The sequence below is a fragment of the Halomonas sp. B23F22_10 genome (assembly GCF_043496975.1).
In the GTDB taxonomy this organism is placed as follows: domain Bacteria; phylum Pseudomonadota; class Gammaproteobacteria; order Pseudomonadales; family Halomonadaceae; genus Halomonas; species Halomonas smyrnensis.
Window position 1 is genome coordinate 713,743 of sequence record NZ_JBIEKF010000001.1, and the last position, 18,818, is coordinate 732,560.

General features: G+C 70.3%; 16 protein-coding genes. 9 read left to right on the forward strand and 7 right to left on the reverse strand.

What is annotated here, in order from left to right; all coding sequences use genetic code 11:
• Position 1: 1 nt before the first annotated feature.
• From pal to ACGTNF_RS03245, 3 genes are read left to right on the forward strand one after another with little or no spacing between them, the layout of a single operon-like run.
• Positions 2 to 541: a peptidoglycan-associated lipoprotein Pal gene (gene pal / locus ACGTNF_RS03235; RefSeq protein WP_394600400.1), complete on the forward strand. Its 540-nt coding sequence runs from the start codon at positions 2 to 4 to the stop codon at positions 539 to 541.
• Between the two features lie 44 nt (positions 542 to 585).
• Positions 586 to 1,404: a tol-pal system protein YbgF gene (ybgF, locus tag ACGTNF_RS03240; RefSeq protein ID WP_152478936.1), complete on the forward strand. Its 819-nt coding sequence runs from the start codon at positions 586 to 588 to the stop codon at positions 1,402 to 1,404.
• Between the two features lie 15 nt (positions 1,405 to 1,419).
• Positions 1,420 to 2,184: a YciK family oxidoreductase gene (locus ACGTNF_RS03245; RefSeq protein ID WP_394600401.1), complete on the forward strand. Its 765-nt coding sequence runs from the start codon at positions 1,420 to 1,422 to the stop codon at positions 2,182 to 2,184.
• 207 nt (positions 2,185 to 2,391) lie between these two features.
• Here ACGTNF_RS03245 and ACGTNF_RS03250 read toward each other — a convergent pair whose 3' ends face one another.
• Both ACGTNF_RS03250 and ubiG read right to left on the reverse strand, forming a co-directional pair.
• Positions 2,392 to 3,072, reverse strand: coding sequence for an HAD-IA family hydrolase (locus tag ACGTNF_RS03250; RefSeq protein WP_394600402.1), 681 nt, complete (start codon positions 3,070 to 3,072; stop codon positions 2,392 to 2,394).
• The gene (gene ubiG / locus ACGTNF_RS03255; protein ID WP_394600403.1) at positions 3,069 to 3,794 is read right to left on the reverse strand and encodes a bifunctional 2-polyprenyl-6-hydroxyphenol methylase/3-demethylubiquinol 3-O-methyltransferase UbiG; all 726 of its coding nucleotides are present in this window, start codon (positions 3,792 to 3,794) and stop codon (positions 3,069 to 3,071) included. The genes ACGTNF_RS03250 and ubiG overlap by 4 nt, the downstream gene beginning before the upstream one ends.
• A 140-nt stretch (positions 3,795 to 3,934) precedes the next feature.
• Between ubiG and galU the strand changes: the two genes are divergently transcribed.
• Positions 3,935 to 4,825 (forward strand): UTP--glucose-1-phosphate uridylyltransferase GalU, encoded by an 891-nt coding sequence (galU, locus tag ACGTNF_RS03260; protein WP_394600542.1) that lies wholly within the window; start codon positions 3,935 to 3,937, stop codon positions 4,823 to 4,825.
• Between the two features lie 3 nt (positions 4,826 to 4,828).
• Positions 4,829 to 6,118 carry a nucleotide sugar dehydrogenase gene (locus ACGTNF_RS03265; protein WP_394600404.1) on the forward strand — a complete coding sequence of 430 codons (1,290 nt, stop codon included), beginning with the start codon at positions 4,829 to 4,831 and terminating at the stop codon, positions 6,116 to 6,118.
• A 212-nt stretch (positions 6,119 to 6,330) separates the two neighbouring features.
• Here ACGTNF_RS03265 and ACGTNF_RS03270 read toward each other — a convergent pair whose 3' ends face one another.
• Positions 6,331 to 6,909, reverse strand: a complete 579-nt coding sequence (locus ACGTNF_RS03270) for a superoxide dismutase (RefSeq protein WP_016854901.1) — start codon at positions 6,907 to 6,909, stop codon at positions 6,331 to 6,333.
• 274 nt (positions 6,910 to 7,183) lie between these two features.
• On the opposite strand from ACGTNF_RS03270, the gene ACGTNF_RS03275 reads away from it, so the two are divergent.
• From ACGTNF_RS03275 to msrA, 4 genes are all read left to right on the forward strand, one after another.
• Positions 7,184 to 7,978 (forward strand): hypothetical protein, encoded by a 795-nt coding sequence (locus ACGTNF_RS03275; RefSeq protein ID WP_394600405.1) that lies wholly within the window; start codon positions 7,184 to 7,186, stop codon positions 7,976 to 7,978.
• Between the two features lie 29 nt (positions 7,979 to 8,007).
• Complete coding sequence (gene tamA / locus ACGTNF_RS03280) at positions 8,008 to 9,870, forward strand: autotransporter assembly complex protein TamA (protein ID WP_394600406.1); 1,863 nt, start codon at positions 8,008 to 8,010, stop codon at positions 9,868 to 9,870.
• Between the two features lie 108 nt (positions 9,871 to 9,978).
• Positions 9,979 to 14,010, forward strand: coding sequence for an autotransporter assembly complex protein TamB (gene tamB, locus ACGTNF_RS03285; RefSeq protein WP_394600543.1), 4,032 nt, complete (start codon positions 9,979 to 9,981; stop codon positions 14,008 to 14,010).
• A 34-nt stretch (positions 14,011 to 14,044) separates the two neighbouring features.
• Positions 14,045 to 14,659: a peptide-methionine (S)-S-oxide reductase MsrA gene (gene msrA, locus ACGTNF_RS03290; RefSeq protein ID WP_016854905.1), complete on the forward strand. Its 615-nt coding sequence runs from the start codon at positions 14,045 to 14,047 to the stop codon at positions 14,657 to 14,659.
• Here the strand turns inward: msrA and ACGTNF_RS03295 are convergent.
• From ACGTNF_RS03295 to ACGTNF_RS03310, 4 genes are all read right to left on the reverse strand, one after another.
• The gene (locus tag ACGTNF_RS03295) at positions 14,640 to 15,668 is read right to left on the reverse strand and encodes a hydrolase (RefSeq protein WP_394600407.1); all 1,029 of its coding nucleotides are present in this window, start codon (positions 15,666 to 15,668) and stop codon (positions 14,640 to 14,642) included. The two genes, msrA and ACGTNF_RS03295, sit on opposite strands and share 20 nt — an antisense overlap.
• Entirely contained in the window at positions 15,665 to 16,585 is a 921-nt protein-coding gene (locus ACGTNF_RS03300; protein WP_152478945.1) for a LysR family transcriptional regulator, read from the reverse strand. Before ACGTNF_RS03300 ends, ACGTNF_RS03295 begins: the two co-directional genes overlap by 4 nt.
• A gap of 133 nt (positions 16,586 to 16,718) precedes the next feature.
• The gene (locus ACGTNF_RS03305) at positions 16,719 to 17,792 is read right to left on the reverse strand and encodes an ABC transporter ATP-binding protein (protein ID WP_152478946.1); all 1,074 of its coding nucleotides are present in this window, start codon (positions 17,790 to 17,792) and stop codon (positions 16,719 to 16,721) included.
• Positions 17,789 to 18,811, reverse strand: coding sequence for an ABC transporter ATP-binding protein (locus ACGTNF_RS03310; protein WP_394600408.1), 1,023 nt, complete (start codon positions 18,809 to 18,811; stop codon positions 17,789 to 17,791). The genes ACGTNF_RS03305 and ACGTNF_RS03310 overlap by 4 nt, the downstream gene beginning before the upstream one ends.
• Positions 18,812 to 18,818: the final 7 nt, after the last annotated feature.

Genomic DNA, 18,818 nt, shown 5'->3' on the forward strand with positions numbered 1-18,818 from the left:
GATGCAATTCAAGCCTTATGCCCGCACTCTGATCGCCGCCATGTCGATGGCCGTCATGGCCGGCTGCTCCAGCACCGGTGGCACCCAGGAAGGCTCCATGGATGGCACCGCCGGCGCAGGTGCCGGCGGCGTGGGGACCGGCACCGCCGGTGCCGGCCAGGCGAGCGGCAGCGGCCTCGGCGAGGGCGCCGGCCAGATGGCCGGCTCGCGCATTCCCGAGGTCCGTACCATCTACTTCGCCTACGACAGCGACACCATCCGCCCCGAGTTCCAGTCGGTGCTGGAGGCGCACGCCCGTTTCCTGCAGAACAACGGCAACGCCAGCGTGGTGCTGCAGGGTCATACCGACGAGCGAGGCACCCGCGAGTACAACCTGGCCCTCGGCGAGCGTCGCGCCGACTCCGTGAAGCGCTTCCTGAGCGTGCAGGGCGTGTCGCCGTCCCAGGTCGAAGTCGTCAGCTACGGCGAGGAGCGCCCGGCGGCCCGCGGCAGCAACGAGGAAGCCTACGCTCAGAACCGCCGGGTGGTCTTCGCCTACTGAGCCCCGCGCCACGCACGGCACCACGATAGCGAAGGGAGAAAGCGATGAGACCGCGTCTCAGAATCTGGACCGCCGCCGGCGCCTTGAGCCTGCTGGCCGCCCCGGCGCTGGCCCAGCAGCCGGTGGTGGAGGATCTCACCGCCCGCTCCGGCTCCGGCAGTTTCTATGACCAGACCGCGGCCCGCGAGCCGGCGGGTGGCAATCTGGAGCTGTTCAACGAGCTGCAGCGCAACCAGGAGCAGCTCCGCCAGCTGCGTGGCCAGGTCGAGGAGCTGCGCTATCAGCTCGACCGGCTCAAGCGCCAGACCCGTCAGCAGTACATGGACCTGGACGAGCGCCTGTCGGCTAACGCCGGCGCCGCCAGTGCGGCAGGCGGGGCCGGTGCCGCCGCGGCCGAGCAGGTGGCCAATGGCGGCAATGCCGGCGAGCCGTCGGCATCATCCACCGGGCAGGCCGCCGGCGCGTCGGGCTCGGCGGACAACGACGCCGGCGCCCGGGCCGACTACCAGGCGGCCTTCGCCAAGGTGCAGGCCCGCGAGTTCGATGCCGCGACCCAGGCCTTCGAGGCCTTCGTCGACCAGTATCCGAACGCCGGGCTGACCGCCAACGCCTACTACTGGCTCGGTGAGCTGCATTCGGCCGGCGGCGACCTCGAGGCCGCTGGGGCCTCCTTCCAGCGCGTGCTCGACGACTTCTCCGACAGCAACAAGGTGCCCGACACCCTCTACAAGCTGGGCCTGCTCAAGGCCCGCCAGGGCGAGCCGGAGGCCAGCCAGGCACTGCTCGAGCGGGTTCAGCAGGAATATCCCGACAGCAGCGCCGCCAATCTGGCCGCCGACTTCCAGCGGCAGTCGGGCAACTAGCCCCGGAGGGACATCATGACGGTCTGCAAGATCGACTATGAGGCACCGCAGGGGCTGCTCGACGGCCGGGTGATCCTGGTCACCGGCGCGGGCGATGGCATCGGCCGCGCCGCGGCCCTGAGCTATGCGCGCCACGGCGCCACGGTGATCCTGCTGGGACGGACGATCGCCAAGCTGGAGGCGGTGTACGACGCCATCGAGTCGGAGGGGCTGCCGCAGCCGGCGATCTTCCCGCTCAACTTCGAGGGCGCGACGCTCAAGGACTTCCACGACATGGCAGAGGCCCTGAACAAGGAGTTCGGGCGTCTGGACGGTATCCTGAACAACGCCGGCCTGCTGGGCAGCATCACGCCCTTCGCCCAGTATGACCCGGCGCTGTGGGAGCAGGTGATGCAGGTCAATATCAATGGCCCGATCTGGATGACCCAGGCACTGCTGCCGCTGCTGGAGGCCTCACCGGATGCCTCGGTGATCTTCACCTCCTCCTCGGTGGGTCGCCGCGGGCGCGCCTACTGGGGCGCCTATGCGGTGTCGAAGTTCGCCACCGAGGGCTTCATGGAGGTGCTGGCCGACGAGGTGGAGCATCTCGGCACGCTGCGCATCAACACCCTGAACCCCGGCGCCACCCGCACCGCCATGCGCCAGTCCGCCTATCCGGCGGAGGATCCGGGCACGCTGCGCACGCCGCAGGACATCATGCCCACCTATCTGTGGCTGATGGGGCCGGATAGCCGCGGCCACAGCGGCGAGGCGTTCGACGCTCAGCCGCCGCGCAAGTAGGGCCGGACCGGCGAAACATGCCGGCACGGCAAGGGCGCGGCATGGGCGCGGACCAGGGTTACCGAAAAAAGCGGGCCTCTCGAAAGCGGGCCTCCCGACTGGGAGGCCCGCTTTTTTTGTCGATGGCCTTGATCGCGTTTTCCCCCCTGCCGGAGCCGTCACGACCGGGCCGTCATGCCGGCACAGGGGTGTCGCCCCGACGGGACATCAACGCTTGGGATCGACCGGCAGCAGGGTCTCGGTCAACGCCTCGGCGGTGTCGAACCAGTGATCCGCCGGCCACAGGCGGTAGTCGTCGTCCTCGACGATATAGCCATAGCCCACCGCCACCGCCGGCATGCCCGCCGCCCTGGCGGCCTGCATGTCGCGGTGATGATCACCGAGGTACCAGCAGTCGCCGGGGGCCACGGCGAGGCGCCGCGCCGCCTCGAGCAGCGGCGCCGGGTCGGGCTTCTTCACCGGCAGGTCGTCGGCGCACAGCAGCGCGCCCGGTTCGAGGCCCAGGGCCTCCACCAGCGGCGCGGCGTAGGCCCGCGGCTTGTTGGTGACGATGCCCCAGGGGCGACCGGCGCCACGCCATTCGTCCAGCAGCCGGTCCAGCGGCGGAAAGACGCGGCTCTCCACCGCCACCCCCTCGCCGTAGGCGGCCAACAGGAAGGCCCGGGCATCATCGTGGCCGTCGTGCTCGCGCTCGAGGCCCAGCGCCAGGGTCACCAGGGCGCTGCCGCCGTTGGAGACCTGGGCGCGGATGGTCGGGTAGGGCAGGGGCGCCAGCCCGTGGTGGTCACGCAGGGCGTTGGTGGCACGGGCCAGATCCGGCGCGGTATCCACCAGGGTGCCGTCGAGATCGAACAGCAGCGCCTCGGGTGTCGTCCATTCGCGACTCACGACGTCTCCCGACGGCAGTGCATCAGGTAATTCACCGACACGTCGGTGGCCGACAGGCGATAGCGGCGGGTCAGCGGCTGGTAGGTCAGGCCGCTCTGCTCACAGACCGCGAGACCGGCCTCTCGGCACCAGCCGGCGAGCTCCGAGGGGCGGATGAACTTGGCGTAGTCGTGGGTGCCCCGCGGCAGCATGCGCAGCAGGTACTCGGCGCCGACCACGGCCAGGGCGTAGGCCTTGGGATTGCGGTTGATGGTCGAGAAGAACACCTGGCCGCCGGGCTTGACCAGCCGCGCGCAGGCGCGGATCACCGAGGCGGGGTCGGGCACGTGCTCGAGCATCTCCAGGCAGGTGACCACGTCGAACTCGCCGGCATGGGCCTCGGCCATGGCCTCGACGCTGACCTGGCGGTAGTCGACGCTCGCGCCGGTCTCCTCGGCGTGCAGCCGGGCCACCGCCAGCGGCGCCTCGCCCAGGTCGATGCCGGTGACCTCGGCGCCGCGATGGGCCATGGCCTCGGCGAGGATGCCGCCGCCGCAGCCGACGTCGAGCACCCGATGGCCGGCCAGCCCGGCGCGGGCGTCGATGAAGTCGAGGCGCAGGGGATTGATCTCGTGCAGCGGCTTGAACTCGCCGTCGGTATCCCACCAGCGATGGGCCAGGGCCTCGAACTTGGCGATCTCCGCCGCGTCGACGTTGTCCGCTTGCGACTGGCTTGCCGTCATCTGTCCTCTCCGTAGGTGTCGCCGGCCGGCCACTGTGGCGAGCTCGGCATGATTCGGTATGATGCCATTCTACTCGTTCCCGACGGCCCGGCCCATGCCCGGCCGCGTAGGGCTGCATGCAACAAGACAAGGACCGCACCATGATCCGCAAGGCCGTTCTCCCCGTTGCAGGTTTCGGCACCCGCTGCCTCCCCGCCTCCAAGGCGATCCCCAAGGAGATGATCACCATCGTCGACCGCCCGGTGATCCAGTACGTGGTCCAGGAGGCCGTCGAGGCCGGCATTCGCGACATCGTGCTGGTGACTCACGGCAGCAAGAGCGCCATCGAGAACCACTTCGACAAGCACTTCGAGCTCGAGGCCGGCCTCGAGGCCAAGGGCAAGCACGAGCTGCTCGAGGAGCTGCGCTCGATCGTGCCGGAGGACGTCAACATCATCAGCGTGCGCCAGCCGGAGCCGCTGGGCCTCGGCCACGCGGTGCTCTGCGCGCGCCCGGTGATCGGCGACGACGAACCCTTCGCCGTGCTGCTGCCCGACGTGCTGGTCGACGGCGATGGCCTCGAGCGCAACGACCTGGCCGGCATGATCGAATCCTTCGACGCCACCGGCCGCACTCAGCTGATGGTGGAGGAAGTGCCCCACGAGCTGGTCTACAAATATGGCATCGTCGCCCCCGAGGGCGAGCCGCCCGCGGCCGGCGAAGCCGGGGCCCTGGCCGGACTGGTCGAGAAGCCCAAGGTCGAGGAGGCTCCCTCCGACCTGGCGGTCATCGGCCGCTACGCGCTGCCCGGCGCCATCTTCCCGCTGCTCGCCGAGACGCCGCCCGGTGCCGGCAACGAGATCCAGCTCACCGATGCCATCGAGACCCTGCGTCAGCAGAGCGGCGTCGACGCCTGGCGCATGCGCGGTCGCACCTATGACTGCGGCCATCAGCTCGGCTACCTCGAGGCGATCCTCGCCTACGGCCGCCGCCATGCCCGCTACGGCGAGGGCTTCCGCGAGCTGCTGACCCGCTACAGCGGCGAGGAGTAAGCCATGCGCGTTCTGGTCCACGGCAGTGAGCTGGCCGCCGCCACCGCGGCGGCGGCGCTGGCCTCGGTCGGCCACCGGGTGAGCTGGTGGCCCCACGCCAGCGCCGACTGGTCGACCCTGTCCGAGAGCGGCTGGCTGACCAGCGAGCCGCAGCTGATGGCGCGCCTGGGCGAGGGCATCGCCCAGGGCCATCTGAGCGTGCTCGGCGCAGGCGAACAGCCCGAGGGCGACGACTTCGAGGTGCTGTGGCTGGCCCTGTCGCCGGAGCAGCGCGAGGAAGGCCGTGCCACCGTCGCCGAGCTGTCGTCGCGGCTGACCGCGGACGCCGTGCTGGTCAACAACTCGACCTTCCCGGTCGGCGAGACCGACCGCCTGGCCGCCGGCCTCGGCAACGGCCGGCGCGCCGTGGCGCTGGCCGACCTGCTCGAGGAGGGCCGCGCCTGGGAGACCTTCACCCGGCCGTCACGCTGGCTGCTGGGCTGCGACGACCGCGACGCCGAGCGACAGGTGCGCGAGCTGCTGCGCGCCTTCAATCGCCGCCGCGAGGTCTTCCAGCGCATGCCGCGGCGTGCCGCCGAGCTGACCAAGCTGGCGATCAACGGCATGCTGGCCACTCGCATCAGCTACATGAACGAGATCGCCGGCCTCGCCGACACCCTGGGGGTGGACGTCGAGGACGTGCGCGAGGGCATGGGGACGGACAGCCGCATCGGCTACGAGTACCTCTATCCCGGCTGCGGCTTCGGCGGCCCCAGCTTCTCCCGCGACCTGATGCGCCTGGCCGACGTCCAGTCGGCCAGCGGCCGCCATTCGGCGCTGCTCGATCAGGTGCTCGACATCAACGAGCAGAAGAAGGAGACGCTGTTCCGCAAGCTGTGGGCCCACTACCACGGCCGGCTGGAAGGCCTGACCGTGGCCATCTGGGGCGCGGCCTTCAAGCCCGGTACCGCGCGCATCGACCATGCGCCGGTGCTGACGCTGCTGCGTGCCCTCTGGGCCCAGGGCGTGCGCGTGCGGCTGCACGATCCCGCCGCCACCGAGGCGCTGCGTGAACGGCTGGGCGAGCATCCGCTGCTGGAACTGTTCGACGGCGATCCGGACGAGGCGCTCGAGGGCGCCGACGCCCTGATGCTGGTCACCGAGTGGAAGGCCTACTGGAACCCGGACTGGCCGCGCCTGGCATCAAAGCTGAAGGGCAAGCTGCTGCTCGACGGCCGCAATATCTACGACCCGGCCCACGTCGCCGACATGGGGCTGCACTACCGGGGCATCGGTCGCCGCGCCGATCCTTGAGTCGACTCGATTTGCTGCTGCGCTCGACAGGCTGGCCGCCGGCGGTGCTCGCTATCCTCATGTAGCAGGCTACGCTCCGATAGCTGTGCTCCGGCGACAACCAGCCTGCCTTCGCTCGCGACGTAAATCGAGGCCGACTCTCTAATAAGCAGTAGAAACAAAACGGCCCCGCCAGATGGCGGGGCCGTTGTCGTTCGCGAGTCCGCTGGGGATCAGGCGAAGTTCTGGGCGACGAAGTCCCAGTTCAGCACGTTCCAGACGTTCTCGAGGTACTTCGGACGCGCGTTGCGGTAGTCGATGTAGTAGGCGTGTTCCCACACATCGATGGTCAGCAGCGGGGTCTGGCCGTGAGCGACCGGGGTGTCGGCGTCGTCGGTGTTGACGATGTCGACGCCGCCGTCGGCGGTCTTGATCAGCCAGGTCCAGCCGGAGCCGAAGTTGCCGACGGCCTTGGCGTTGAAGGCGCTCTTGAATTCCTCGAAGGAACCGAACTTGGCGTTGATGGCTTCGGCCAGCGCGCCGGTCGGCTCACCGCCTCCGTTCGGGGACAGGCAGTGCCAGTAGAAGGTGTGGTTCCAGACCTGAGCCGCCTGGTTGAACAGGCCACCGGAAGCAGACTGGATGATCTCCTCCAGGGACTTGTTGGCGTTCTCGGTGCCCTCGGTCAGCTCGTTGAGCTTGGTGACGTAGGCCTGGTGGTGCTTGCCGTAGTGGTACTCCAGGGTCTCGGCGGAGATGTGCGGCTCCAGGGCGTTCTTTTCGTACGGCAGTGCGGGCAGTTCGAATGCCATTATCGTTTCTCCTCGTTACTAGTCATGGGTCGGCGACCCATGGTGTGCCAGTGCGCTGGGGGAGTGCAAGGTCGATGTCGGCCCGGATTCGGCCGTGCCCCGTTCGCTCCCTCGATAAAAAACCGTACACTATCAGTGTGCTGTGCCAGTCCGGTCACGGCATCATATCACCCGGCCTGGGGTCCGCCAATTCCGATCAGGGGACTCGGGCTTGGGTCGCGTGCCGGCGATATCGCCGGCGGGACGCCGACACGCAACGCGCAAGGAGACCACCATGGCAGAGCGCCCGGAAGACAGCCGGCAGCCACGACCGATCGTGCCGGACCCGGATGCCAGCCTGGGCGGGCACCACCGGTCACACGCCCCGCCCAGGACGACCGTCTGGCCCCTTTGGCTGCTGATCCTGCTGCTCACCGCGGCGCTGATCGGGCTGGCCTACGCCGGCTGGATGGAACGTCAGCGCCTGGAGCAGCAGCTGACCCGTCTCAACGGTGAGATCTCCAACGTCCATGCCCGCTTCGACGCCTCCGAGGGTCGCGGCGAGCTGCTGTCGGAGATCCAGACACGCCTCGACGAGCTCGTGGGGCTGGAGGACCAGCTACAAGACACGCTGGACGACCGCGTCACCGAGCGTCTGTCGGACTGGCAGGACGAAAACCTGGCGCCGCAAGCACAGGCCCAGTCTGCGCTCGAAGGCCGGGTCGCGACCCTGGCCGAGGATGGCGAGGTGCGCGCCGATACCCTGGCGGCGGTGCGCGACTCCATGGATGCCCTCGAGACCGCCAGCCGCGAGGGCCGGTCCGCGCTCACCGAGCGCCTCGCGGCGCTGGAGAGCACTCAGCAGGGCGAGGCCGAGCGTCAGCAGGCGCTGGACGAGCGGCTCGATGGCGCCGTCGAGGCCCTGTCCGAGCTGAGCGACGACGTTGAAGCCCTGAGTTCGTCGAGCGATGATGAGCGCGAGCAAACCGCGGCCCTCGAGGAACGCCTCGCGGATCTGCAGGCCGAACTGCGGGAGCTGCGCCAGTCACAGCTGGCCATGAACGCCCAGCTGGAAGCGCTGCGGCAGTGACAGGACGTCAGCCAGGGAACCCCGACATCATGGACAAGTGTCTCGTCAATCGTCTCGTGACCGGCCTGCTGGTCGCCGGCCTCGTCTCACCGGGCGTCGTCCTGGCCCTCGACGCCAATATCGAAGGCCTCGAGGGCGAGCCGGCCGAGAACCTCGAGACCTACCTCGACGGCCTCGATGCCGAGCAGTACTCGCCGCAGCGGCTGGAATCCGAAGTGCGTCGCCTGGCCGGCGAGTCGCTCAGGGTCTATGGCTACTACGAGCCCACCTTCGAGCTTCGCTTCGACGACCGCGACGCACCGGAAGAAGTGACCATCGTCGTCGACCCCGGCGAACCGGTGCGAATCGAGCGTCTCGCCTTCGGGTTGGCCGGTGGCGCCGCCGACGACCAGCCCTTCCAGGACGCCATCGACGCCTATCCCCAGGAAGAGGGCGATGTGCTACGCCACGCCCCCTTCGATTCGCTGCGCAGCCAGCTCTCCGGCCTGGCCCTCGAGCGCGGCTACTTCGACTGGCGGTTCACCGAACGGCGCATGGAGATCCGCCCCTGGGCCAATAGCGCCCGGCTGTCGCTGGACCTGGACAGCGGCCCGCGCTATCGCTTCGGGCCGGTGCGCTTCCACGGTCAGCACATCGAGACCGAACGCCTGCAGGCCCTGGCGCCGTTCCATGAGGGCAAGCCCTATCTCGCCAGCGACATCGCTACCTTCAACCAGCGCCTCGGCCAGACCGAGTGGTTCGGCTCGGTCAGCGTGCGTCCGCTGCTGGATGCCGGCATCGGCGAACTGGCGCTGCCGCCGGCGCCCATCGGCTTTCTCAACGCCCTCGACGTGGAGGGCCTGCCAGAGGCGCCACCGCCCGAGCCCCGCCTGAGCGCGGAGGCGCTCGCCGCGGCCGAGTCGCTCCAGGCACCGGCGGTGCCCGAGGTGCCCATCGAGGTCAATGTCACGCCGGCCGATCGTCACCAGTTCGAGGTCGGTATCGGCTTTGCCACCGACGTCGGCCCCCGGATGCGCTTCTCCTGGGACCAGCCCTGGGTCAACCGCTATGGCCACAGCCTCGAGCACAACCTTTATCTCTCCGGGCCCGAGCAGGAGTTCAGCGGCGTCTACGACATGCCGCTCGACGACCCGCGGCGCGACAGCTATCGCCTGCAATACGGCCTGCGCAACGAGGACAACGAGGACACCGAATCCCTCGAGGCCAGCGTGGAGTTCGGACGCCGCTGGCAGTTCGAGAATGCCTGGGAGCAGATCGTCTACCTGCGCGCCACCTACGAGGACTTCACCCAGGCCGACCTCGACAACCAGGTGCTGCTGCTCTATCCCGGCGTGCGCTGGACCCGCACTCGCTCGCGCAATCCGACCTTTCCGCGCTGGGGCGATCGCCAGCAGATCTCGGTGCAGTACTCCAGCGAGGCCTGGGGCTCCGACGCCGAGTTCCTGCGCCTGGATGCCGATTCCCAGTGGATCCGCAGCCTCGGCGACGACTATCGCTTCGTGGGTCGCGTCGGCGCGGGCAGCATCGTCACCGACGACTTCGAGAACATCCCGCCGTCGCTGCGCTTCTTCACCGGCGGCGACACCAGCGTGCGCGGCTATGGCTACGAGACCCTGTCGCCGGAGAACAGCGACGGCGAGCTGGTGGGCGGCGAGCAGCGCCTGGTCGGCAGCGTCGAGGCCCAGCGCCGGATCACCGGCCCCTGGTGGCTGGCCAGCTTCGTCGATGCAGGCGATGCCTTCACCGACTGGTGGCCCCAGGAGCTGAACACCAGCGCCGGCCTCGGCGTGCGCTGGATCTCGCCGGTGGGGCCGATCCGCTTCGATGTCGCCCATCCCTTCGACAGCGACGACGCCTATCGCATCCACTTCGCCATCGGCCCGGAGTTCTAGCGTGAGTGCTAGCGTGCGCCGGGCACCGATCATCGTCACCGTTCACCCCCGTCGTCCGTGGCGCACCGTGCCCCGGACGACGCTGCCGCGAGAGTCATCATCGTGAGAATGCGCCGCCTTAGCTGGGCCCTGATCCGGCTGTTGATCCTGCTGCCGCTGTGGCTGATCGGCCTGGTCATGCTGCTGCTTGGCCTGGCCCTGTCGCCCTGGGGCACCAGCGCCCTGTTCACCCAGGCCGAGCGGCTCGGCCTGCTCGAGGTCGAGCGCGTCGAGGGCGCCCCCCTGGACACGCTCAGGATCGAGGGGCTGCGCCTGACGGCCGGCCCGGCCAGCGTCGCGCTGTCCGACGTCGAGCTCGCCTGGGCCGATGACTGCCTGCTCCAGGGGCGGCTGTGCATCGACCGCCTGGCCGTGAAGGGCGCCCGCATTCGGCTCGGCGCGAGCGACGCCGCCGAGGAGCCGGTGGCGGAAGAGGGCGACGGCGGCCCGCCCGGGCCGATCCAGCTGCCGCTGCCGGTGGCGCTGCGCGAGCTGCTGCTGGATGACGTCGAGGTGCGCCTCGCCGACGGCACCCGCCTTGGCTGGCGGCACTTCGAGAGCGGGGCCGAGGCCGAAGGCAACGCCCTGACCCTGTCGCCGACGCGCCTGGTCGGACTGCGGCTGACGCCGTCGATCTCGCCGGGCAACCGGCTCGCCCTGAGCGAGGCGGAAAGCCGCGAGGACGTGCTCACGGCAGCGGCGATCGACGCCGCCGTGGCGGTGCGCTCGCCGCTGCCGGCCAGCGTCGCCGCAGCCGCCGCAGGCGTGAGCGATTCGCCGCCGTCGACGGACTCTCCGGCCGAGGAGCGCCTCCGGCTGCCGGACGTCACCCTGCCGCTGGCGGTGGAGGTGCCGAGTCTGACCGTGGAAGACGCGGCCTTCGAGGGGGCGCAGGCCTACGTCATCGACCGGCTCGATCTCCGCGTCACCGCCCGCGACCAGCACATCGCCGTGCACCCGCTCGCCGTCGCCTCCCGGGAGGCCGACGCCACCCTCCAGGCCGAGGTCACCCTGCGCGATGACTATCCCCTCGACGTACGGCTGGGCGCCGACTTCTACCTGCCCGAACGCCTGCCGGCCCTGGCCGGCCAGCGGCTCGAGCTGGCCCTGAGCGGGGACCTCGGCGACCTGGACGTGGCGCTGACTGCCAGCGGCCCCATGGAAGCCAGCCTGACGGCCCGCCTCGACGCCCTGGACCCGACGCTGCCGTTCTCCGCTCGCCTGACCAGCCCCGAGCTGCAGTGGCCGCTGCCCGGCGCCGTGGCGGCGCCCGAGGACTCGGATAACGGCGAGGACGAGGGCGCGAGCGAGACGGCGCAAGACACGCCGGCCGAGCCGTGGCGGGTCGAGAACCTCGATCTCGACGCCGAAGGCACGCTCGACGACTATCGGGTCAGCCTGGGCCTCGCCGCCCAGGGCCCGTCGCTGCCGCGCACAGACATCGCGCTGAACGGGCAGGGCAACCTGCAGCGCTTCGACTGGGCGCCGCTGCGCCTGACGCCGCCGGAGGGCACGCTGACCAGCGAGGGACGGATCGACTGGTCCGAGGCACTCTCGGTGTCGGCGCGGCTCGACGTCGACGGCTTCGACCCCGAGCCCTTCGTCGAGGGACTGGCCGGCCGTCTCGACGGCCGCCTGCAGGTGGCCTTCTCCCAGAGCGCCGATGGCTGGCGGCTCGGCGTGCCGACGCTTGCCGTGGACGGCGAACTCGCCGAGCAGCCGTTCTCGCTCTCGGGGCAGCTGTCCGGCGATCACGACATGAACTGGGACATCGCCTCGCTGAGCCTGCGCCAGGGCGACAATCGCCTGGACGCCTCTGGCCGGGTCGCGCCGAGCGAGCTGGACCTGGACGCCCGCATCGACATGCCGCGACTGGACACCCTCCATCCCGAGCTCGACGGGGCGCTCGACGGCGACATCGAGGCCCGCGGCAGCGTCGAGCGGCCGCAGCTGTCGCTGGCCCTGAGCGGCGATCGGCTGGCCTTCGGCGACAACCGCCTCGCCCGGCTGCGCCTGGACGGCGAGGTGGCCGGCCTCGACGACCCGAGCCTCGACCTGAGCCTGGCCGCCGACGACGTCGCCGCCGGTGGCCAGGCCTTCCCGTCTATCGCGCTGGGCCTCGACGGCCGGCTCTCCGAGCATCGCCTGACCCTCGACGTGGAAGGCGACCCGGACGGGCCGCTGTCGGCGCTGAACCTGGCCCTCGAGGGCGCGCTGGACGAGGCCCGCAAGCACTATCGCGGGCGGCTGACGCCGCTTGACGCCGAGACCGCCTACGGCAGCCTCGGTCTCGACCAGGCGCTGGCCTTCGATGCCGACCTGACCGCCAGCGCCGTGGAGGTCCAGCCGTTCTGCCTGACCCGCGCCGAGGGCGGCGGGCTGTGCCTGACGGCACCGCTGTCGGCGTCGTCGGACAGCGGCCGAGCCGAGCTCGCGATCCGCGAGCTGCCGATGGACCTGATCAACGACGCCATGCCGCCGGGATGGGCCATCGACGGCGCCACCGAGGGCGGCCTGGTGGCCGAATGGTCGAACGGCGGCGCCCGCTGGCAGGCCAGCGCGAATCTCGACAGCCAGGCCGAGATCAACGGCCAGGACGCCTATGGCCAGCCGTGGTCGGTGCCCGGCACCGGGCTCTCGCTCGCCCTCGACGCCGATCAGGAGCGTGCCGACGTCGACCTGGGGCTGACCTTCGGCGAACAGGGCGCGATGCGCCTCGACCTGGGCATCATCGAGCCCATGGGCGCCGGCCGCCTGGACGGGCGCTTCGAGATCGACAACCTGCGACTGGCGCCGTACCGGCCGCTGGTCGCCGACATGGAGACCCTGGAAGGCGCGCTCGACGCCGGTATCGACATCGCCGGCGACCGCGAGCAGCCGCGGCTGAACGGCCGCCTCGCGCTGGCCGGCCTGCGTGCCGAGGGCCTCGGGCTGCCGCTGTCGGTGGCCGACGGCGAGCTTGAGGTCGACCTGTCCGGCGACCGCGCCGACATCGACGGCTACCTGGAAGGCGAGGAAGGCCGGATGAACATCACCGGCGATGCCCGCTGGCCCTCGTCGGCCGCGTGGCAGGCGGCCCTCGACCTGGAAGGGCGCGACGCGCCGCTGCTGGCCGCGCTGCCGGGGTTCGGGCGGCTGCATATCGCCCCGGACCTGTCGATCCGCGCCGATCCGGACCGGCTTCAGGTGCGCGGCGAGGTCGGCATTCCCTGGGCCCGGCTCGAGGTCGGCAAGGTCCCGGCCTCGGCGGTCTCGCCGAGCCCCGACGAGGTCATCGTCACCCGCGAGGAGGCCGAGGCCGCCGACCGCCAGGCCGCCAGCGAGGAGCCGGGGGCAAGCACCGCCGAGGCCATGCAGCAGGCCGGCATGGCGCTGGACGTCCAGGTGGACCTGGTGCTGGGGCCGGACATGCGTCTCGAGGCCTACGGGCTCGAGACCGACCTGCGCGGCGACCTGCAGGTGCGCCAGTCCGACGGCCCCGTGCAGCTGTTCGGCAACGTCAACCTGGAAGACGGGCGCTTCCGGGCCTTCGGCCAGGACCTGATCGTCCGCGAGGGCATCCTCTACTTCAGCGGCCCCCCGGGCCAGCCGCTGCTCGACTTCGAGGCGGTGCGCAATCCGGACAATACCCAGGACGACGTGGTGGCCGGTCTGCGGGTCAGCGGGCCCGCGGCCAATCCCAGCCTGGAGATCTTCTCCGAGCCGTCCATGGACGAGTCCCGGGCGCTGTCCTACGTGCTGCGCGGCCGTGCGCCGGACGACAGCAGCGGCGGCAGCGCCCTGACTTCGGCGCTGATCGGCGTGACCCTGGGCCAGGCCGGCGGCGCCGTGGGCGCGATCGGCGAGGCCTTCGGCATCGACGACCTGAGCCTCGACACCGCCGGCAGCGGCGACGATAGCCAGGTGGTCGTGACCGGGAACCTGACCGACCGGCTGAGCGTCGGATATGGTGTCGGCGTCTTCTCGCCGATCGCCGAGCTGACGCTGCGCTACAAGCTGTGGCGAGACCTCTACCTCGAGGCGGTATCCGGCGCCAGCCAGGCGGTCGACCTGATCTATACCTTCAGCCTGCCGGGCGATCCCCCGGCGCTGACACGATGAGCGACATGCGCAAGACGAACCAAGGAGCCACACGATGACCACTTCGCCGCTGTACGCCCCCGAGGGCCGCGACACGCCGCTGCAGATTCTGGGTCGCCACACCGTCAGCGGCCGCGACATGACGCCGCCGTGGCCGGCGGGCCTGCAGGAGATCGTGCTCGGGCTGGGCTGTTTCTGGGGCGCCGAGCGGCTGTTCTGGCAGCTGCCCGGCGTGCATGTGACCGCCGTGGGCTATGCCGGCGGCGTGACGCCGAACCCCACCTACGAGGAGACCTGCACCGGACGCACCGGCCACGCCGAAGTGGTGCGGGTGGTTTTCGATCCGGCGACGATCGATCTGGAGACCCTGCTGCGCCACTTCTGGGAGGCCCACGATCCCACCCAGGGCAATCGCCAGGGCAACGACATCGGGCCCCAGTATCGCTCGATCATCCTGGTCACCGACGAGGCCCAGCGCGAGATCGCCGAGCACAGCCGCGCGGCCTACGACGACGCCCTGGCCCGGGTCGGACGCGGCCCCATCACCACCGCCATCGAGCCGCTCGAGACCTTCTACTACGCCGAGGACTATCACCAGCAGTACCTCGACAAGAGACCCGACGGCTACTGCGGCCTCAAGGGCACCGGCGTCAGCTGCCCGATCGGCTGAGCGGCTCGCGCAGGCAGGGCGCCGTGTCGGCCCGGCACTCCAGCTGAGCGCCGACCCGGCGCGCGAGCCAGCTCGCCAGCCGCCCGTCACGGCGTTCGACGAAGCCCACGTGACCGCCGTGGCGGGCCGTTTCCAGGCGAATTCCCGGGCCCAGTGCGACGTCCTCGAACAGGCCCGGCGGCATGAAGGGATCGTCCTCGGCGTGGAGGATCAGCGTCGGCCGGCGAATCTCCTGCAACAGTGGCCCGGCCGAGGCCCGGCGATAGTAGTCGGCGGCGCCGTCGAAGCCATGCAGCGGCGCGGTCACCACATCATCGTACTCGCGCAGGGTGCCAAGGCCGGCAAGCGCCCGGGATGACAGTGCCAGCGGCAGCTCGCCGGCCTCGAGCCGCGGCGCCACCTTGGCCTTCAACGCACCGAGCAGGTGACGCTGATAGACCCGCGCGAAGCCGCGTTCCAGGCAGTCGGCGCTGGCCGCGAGATCCACCGGCGGGGCAATGGCGATCGCGCCGTGCAGCGCCGGGGATTCGCTGCCGGCGTCCTCGGCCATCAGCTTGAGCAGCATGTTGGCCCCCAGCGACACGCCGCAGGCGATGCGCGGCGCCCGGGGATGGCGGCGGGCCAGCTGGGTCAGCAGCCAGTGGGCATCGGCGGTGTCACCGCTGTGGTAGGCCCGCGGGCGACGGTTGGGGTGGCGGCCACAGCCGCGGAAATGCATCAGCACGGCGCGATGCCCACGTTCGCCGGCCGCCGTCAGCAGCTGCCGGGCATAGGGCGAGTGCACCGAGCCTTCCAGCCCGTGGAACAGCACGAACAGCGGCGCGTCGTCGTCGGCGGGGCCCGGTGTCACCCAGCTGAGTTCGACCACATCGCCGTCGGGCAGCGCCAGCGTCTCCCAGGCCAGCGCGGGCGAGGGCGCCGGCAGCATCCTCGGCAACAGGGTCTGCAGGTGGCGATTGGCCAGGCCCGTCGGGGCGCGGAAATCCGCCGCATGGCGGCCCGGCGTCATATGGCGTCGGCCCTGGGTTCGACGAGCCTCTGCCACAGCGCCTCCACCGCCGGGTGTGGGTTGTCACGGTGGCGAAAGAGGCGAATCTCCAGCGGCACCTGCCAGCGCGTGCCGCCGGCCGGCACCAGACCGCCGGAGGCCAGCGCGGTCTGGATGGAGCGCGCCGGCAGCCAGCCGAGTCCGTAGCCGAGCCCCACCAGTTCGCGAATATTGCCGCTCTGGATGCTCTCGTTGAGCACGCTGAAGGTCGGCACCTGGCCGAGCGCCTGCAAATGCGCACGAATGCACTGGTCGATCACCCCCCGGGGGTGATAGGCGATCAGCGGCAGCGGACGACGCCCGCTGTCCTCGAGCGAGAAACGCGGGTTGCCCTCGGCGTCGGGCAGCGACACCGGCACCAGCCGCTCGCGGCCGAGCACCCGAGCCTCCAGGCCCTCGGTTTCCAGCGGCAACGTGCGTGGCGTGGCGGGCCAGTAGCAGAGCACCAGGTCGCATTCCTGGCGCTCCAGGGCCCGGAAGTAGTCGTCGGCCAGCCAGCCGGTAGCGCGCAGGTAAGGCGTGACCGGCGGGGCGGGATCGAAATCGGCCAGCCATTCCGGCAGGAAATTGGCCAGCAGGCTCTGGGGTGCGGCCAGGCGCAGACGGCTGGCGTCCGCCTCGGCCAGCTGGCCGAGGCGCTCGCGGGCGGTGGTCACCCGTCGGGTGACGTCCTCGCACAGCGCCAGGAACTCCTCGCCGGCCGGCGTCAGCGACAGCGGCAGGGTCTGGCGATTGATCAGGGTGGCCCCCATCTCCTCCTCGAGCAGCTTGATGCGGCGCGAGAAGGTCGGCTGGGTCACGTTCTGGGTCTCCGCCGCCCGCGAGAAGTGGCGCGTACGCGCCAGGGCGATGAAGTCTTCCAGCCAGCGTAATTCCATAGTGTTCCTTGTGCCGGAGCGCCAGGGACGGTGAGTCTACTCAGCTTAGCCAGCGTTGACCAACCGGTCAGCCGGATGATCAACGGCAGCGGTTCTCCGCGCGTCTAGCCGAGCGCAGGCACTTTTCGATACCTCAGATCCGGCCTTCCTCCACCCCATGACAGGCCACCTGGCCGCCCTGGTCGGTGGCGATCAGGGTCGGGACTTCTTCCCGGCAGCGCGCGTCGGCATGCGGGCAGCGGCCGTGGAACACACAGCCCGACGGCAGGTTCACCGGCGTCGGCACCTCGCCCTGCAGGCGGATGTGCTGCGGGCGGTCATCCTCGAGCCGGGGAATCGCCGACATCAGCGCCTGGGTGTAGGGATGGCGCGGGGTGGCGAACAGCGTCGCCGTGGGCGCCACCTCGCACACCCGGCCCAGATACATGACCGCCACCCGGGTGCCGAAGTGCTCGACGACGGCCAGGTCATGGGTGATGAACAGGTAGGTCAGGTTGCGCTGCTGCTGGGCCTCCATCAGCAGGTTGAGTACCTGGGCCTGGATCGAGACGTCGAGGGCCGAGATCGGTTCATCGGCGACGATGAACTCCGGGTCCACCGCCAGCGCCCGGGCGATGGCGATGCGCTGACGCTGGCCGCCGGAGAATTCGTGGCCGTAGCGCGCCCCCCAGTCCGGGGCGATGCCCACCGCGTTCATCACCTCGGCGACCTTGTCCTGGACCCTGGCCGGCGACCAGTCGGGATGATGCAGGCGAATCGGCTCCTCCAGCGTCTGCTGGATGGTCATGCGCGGGTTCAGCGACGCATAGGGATTCTGGAAGATCATCTGCATGCGCCGACGGTAGGGCAGCAGCTCCCTGGTGGAGCGGTCGTCGATGCGCTCGCCGTCGTAGCGGATCTCCCCGGCGCTGGGGGTGATCAGGCCCATCACGGTGCGCGCCACCGTGGACTTGCCGCAGCCGGACTCGCCGACCACGCACAGCGCCTCGCCGCGCCGGATGTCCAGGTCGACGCCGTTGATGGCGTGCACGTGCTTCTGCTCGCGCACCAGCTTGCCGCCCTTGAACTTGAGCTGCTCGAGGAAGTCGCCGGACAGCGAGAAGCGCTTCTCCAGCCCGCGGATCGACAGCAGCGGCTCGGCCGTCTCCGGCGCCTTCGAAGCGCCCGGGGAGGAGCCGGTAGATGAAGAAAGAGAGGCGGTGGTCATGAATCTTGCTCCTCGGCCGGAATGCGTTCGCGTTCGATCATCTCGGCGACCATGTGGCAGGCCGCCTGGCAGTTGCCCGAGGCGACGAAGGCGGGCACCTCGTCGACGCAGGCCTGGCGACGCGAGCCGTCGGGCCGGGTGACGAAGCCGCAGCGCGGATGGAAGGCGCAGCCGCTCGGCAGGTGGCTGAGCGATGGCATGCTGCCGGGGATCTGGTTGAGCCGCTCGCCGGGCGTGGCCATCTGCGGCAGGGCGTTGAGCAGGCCCTGGGTGTAAGGGTGCTGCGGGTCGTTGATGATCTCGCGGGTCGGGCCCTGCTCGATCACGCGGCCGGCATACATCACCAGCATGCGCTGGGTGACCTGGCTGACCACGCCCAGGTCGTGGGTGATCAGCACCAGGCCGACGTTGTGCTCCTCGCACAGCTCCAGCAGCAGCGCCATGATCTCGGCCTGGATGGTCACGTCCAGCGCCGTGGTGGGCTCGTCGGCGATGATGATGTCCGGGTCGAGCAACAGCGCGATGGCGATGATCACGCGCTGACGCATGCCGCCGGAGAGCTCGTGGGGATACTGCTCGAGGCGCGCCTCGGGCGAGGGGATCTGCACCTGCTCGAGCTTGCGCAGCGAGATCGCCCGGGCGTCCTTGGTCGAGATGCGACGGTGGGCCTTCAGGCACTCGATCATCTGCTCGCCGATGGTCAGCACCGGATTGAGCGTCATCATCGGGTCCTGGAAGATCATCGAGATGCGATGCCCGCGGATGCGGCGCAGGGCGCGGTCGGACAGGCCGATCAGCTCCTGGCCGTCGAACACGATGCTGCCGCCGGCGATGTAGCCGGGCTTGGCGATCAGGTTGAGCAGGCTGAAGGCGGCCACGGACTTGCCGGCGCCGGACTCGCCGACGATGCCCAGGCGTTCGCCGCGATCCAGGCTGAAGCAGACGTCGCGCAGGGCCTGGACGTCGCCGCGGCGCAGCGCGAAGCGCACGTCGAGGTGGTTGACTTCGAGAAGTGACATGGGAACT

Bases quoted from the DNA above. Each gene is read 5' to 3' on its own strand.
- pal (WP_394600400.1), top strand. From the start codon at position 2: ATGCAATTCAAGCCTTATGCCCGCACTCTGATCGCCGCCATGTCGATG.
- ybgF (WP_152478936.1), top strand. From the start codon at position 586: ATGAGACCGCGTCTCAGAATCTGGACCGCCGCCGGCGCCTTGAGCCTG.
- ACGTNF_RS03245 (WP_394600401.1), top strand. From the start codon at position 1,420: ATGACGGTCTGCAAGATCGACTATGAGGCACCGCAGGGGCTGCTCGAC.
- ubiG (WP_394600403.1), bottom strand. From the start codon at position 3,794: ATGACGGCAAGCCAGTCGCAAGCGGACAACGTCGACGCGGCGGAGATC.
- galU (WP_394600542.1), top strand. From the start codon at position 3,935: ATGATCCGCAAGGCCGTTCTCCCCGTTGCAGGTTTCGGCACCCGCTGC.
- ACGTNF_RS03265 (WP_394600404.1), top strand. From the start codon at position 4,829: ATGCGCGTTCTGGTCCACGGCAGTGAGCTGGCCGCCGCCACCGCGGCG.
- ACGTNF_RS03270 (WP_016854901.1), bottom strand. From the start codon at position 6,909: ATGGCATTCGAACTGCCCGCACTGCCGTACGAAAAGAACGCCCTGGAG.
- ACGTNF_RS03275 (WP_394600405.1), top strand. From the start codon at position 7,184: ATGGCAGAGCGCCCGGAAGACAGCCGGCAGCCACGACCGATCGTGCCG.
- tamA (WP_394600406.1), top strand. From the start codon at position 8,008: ATGGACAAGTGTCTCGTCAATCGTCTCGTGACCGGCCTGCTGGTCGCC.
- tamB (WP_394600543.1), top strand. From the start codon at position 9,979: ATGCGCCGCCTTAGCTGGGCCCTGATCCGGCTGTTGATCCTGCTGCCG.
- msrA (WP_016854905.1), top strand. From the start codon at position 14,045: ATGACCACTTCGCCGCTGTACGCCCCCGAGGGCCGCGACACGCCGCTG.
- ACGTNF_RS03295 (WP_394600407.1), bottom strand. From the start codon at position 15,668: ATGACGCCGGGCCGCCATGCGGCGGATTTCCGCGCCCCGACGGGCCTG.
- ACGTNF_RS03300 (WP_152478945.1), bottom strand. From the start codon at position 16,585: ATGGAATTACGCTGGCTGGAAGACTTCATCGCCCTGGCGCGTACGCGC.
- ACGTNF_RS03305 (WP_152478946.1), bottom strand. From the start codon at position 17,792: ATGACCACCGCCTCTCTTTCTTCATCTACCGGCTCCTCCCCGGGCGCT.
- ACGTNF_RS03310 (WP_394600408.1), bottom strand. From the start codon at position 18,811: ATGTCACTTCTCGAAGTCAACCACCTCGACGTGCGCTTCGCGCTGCGC.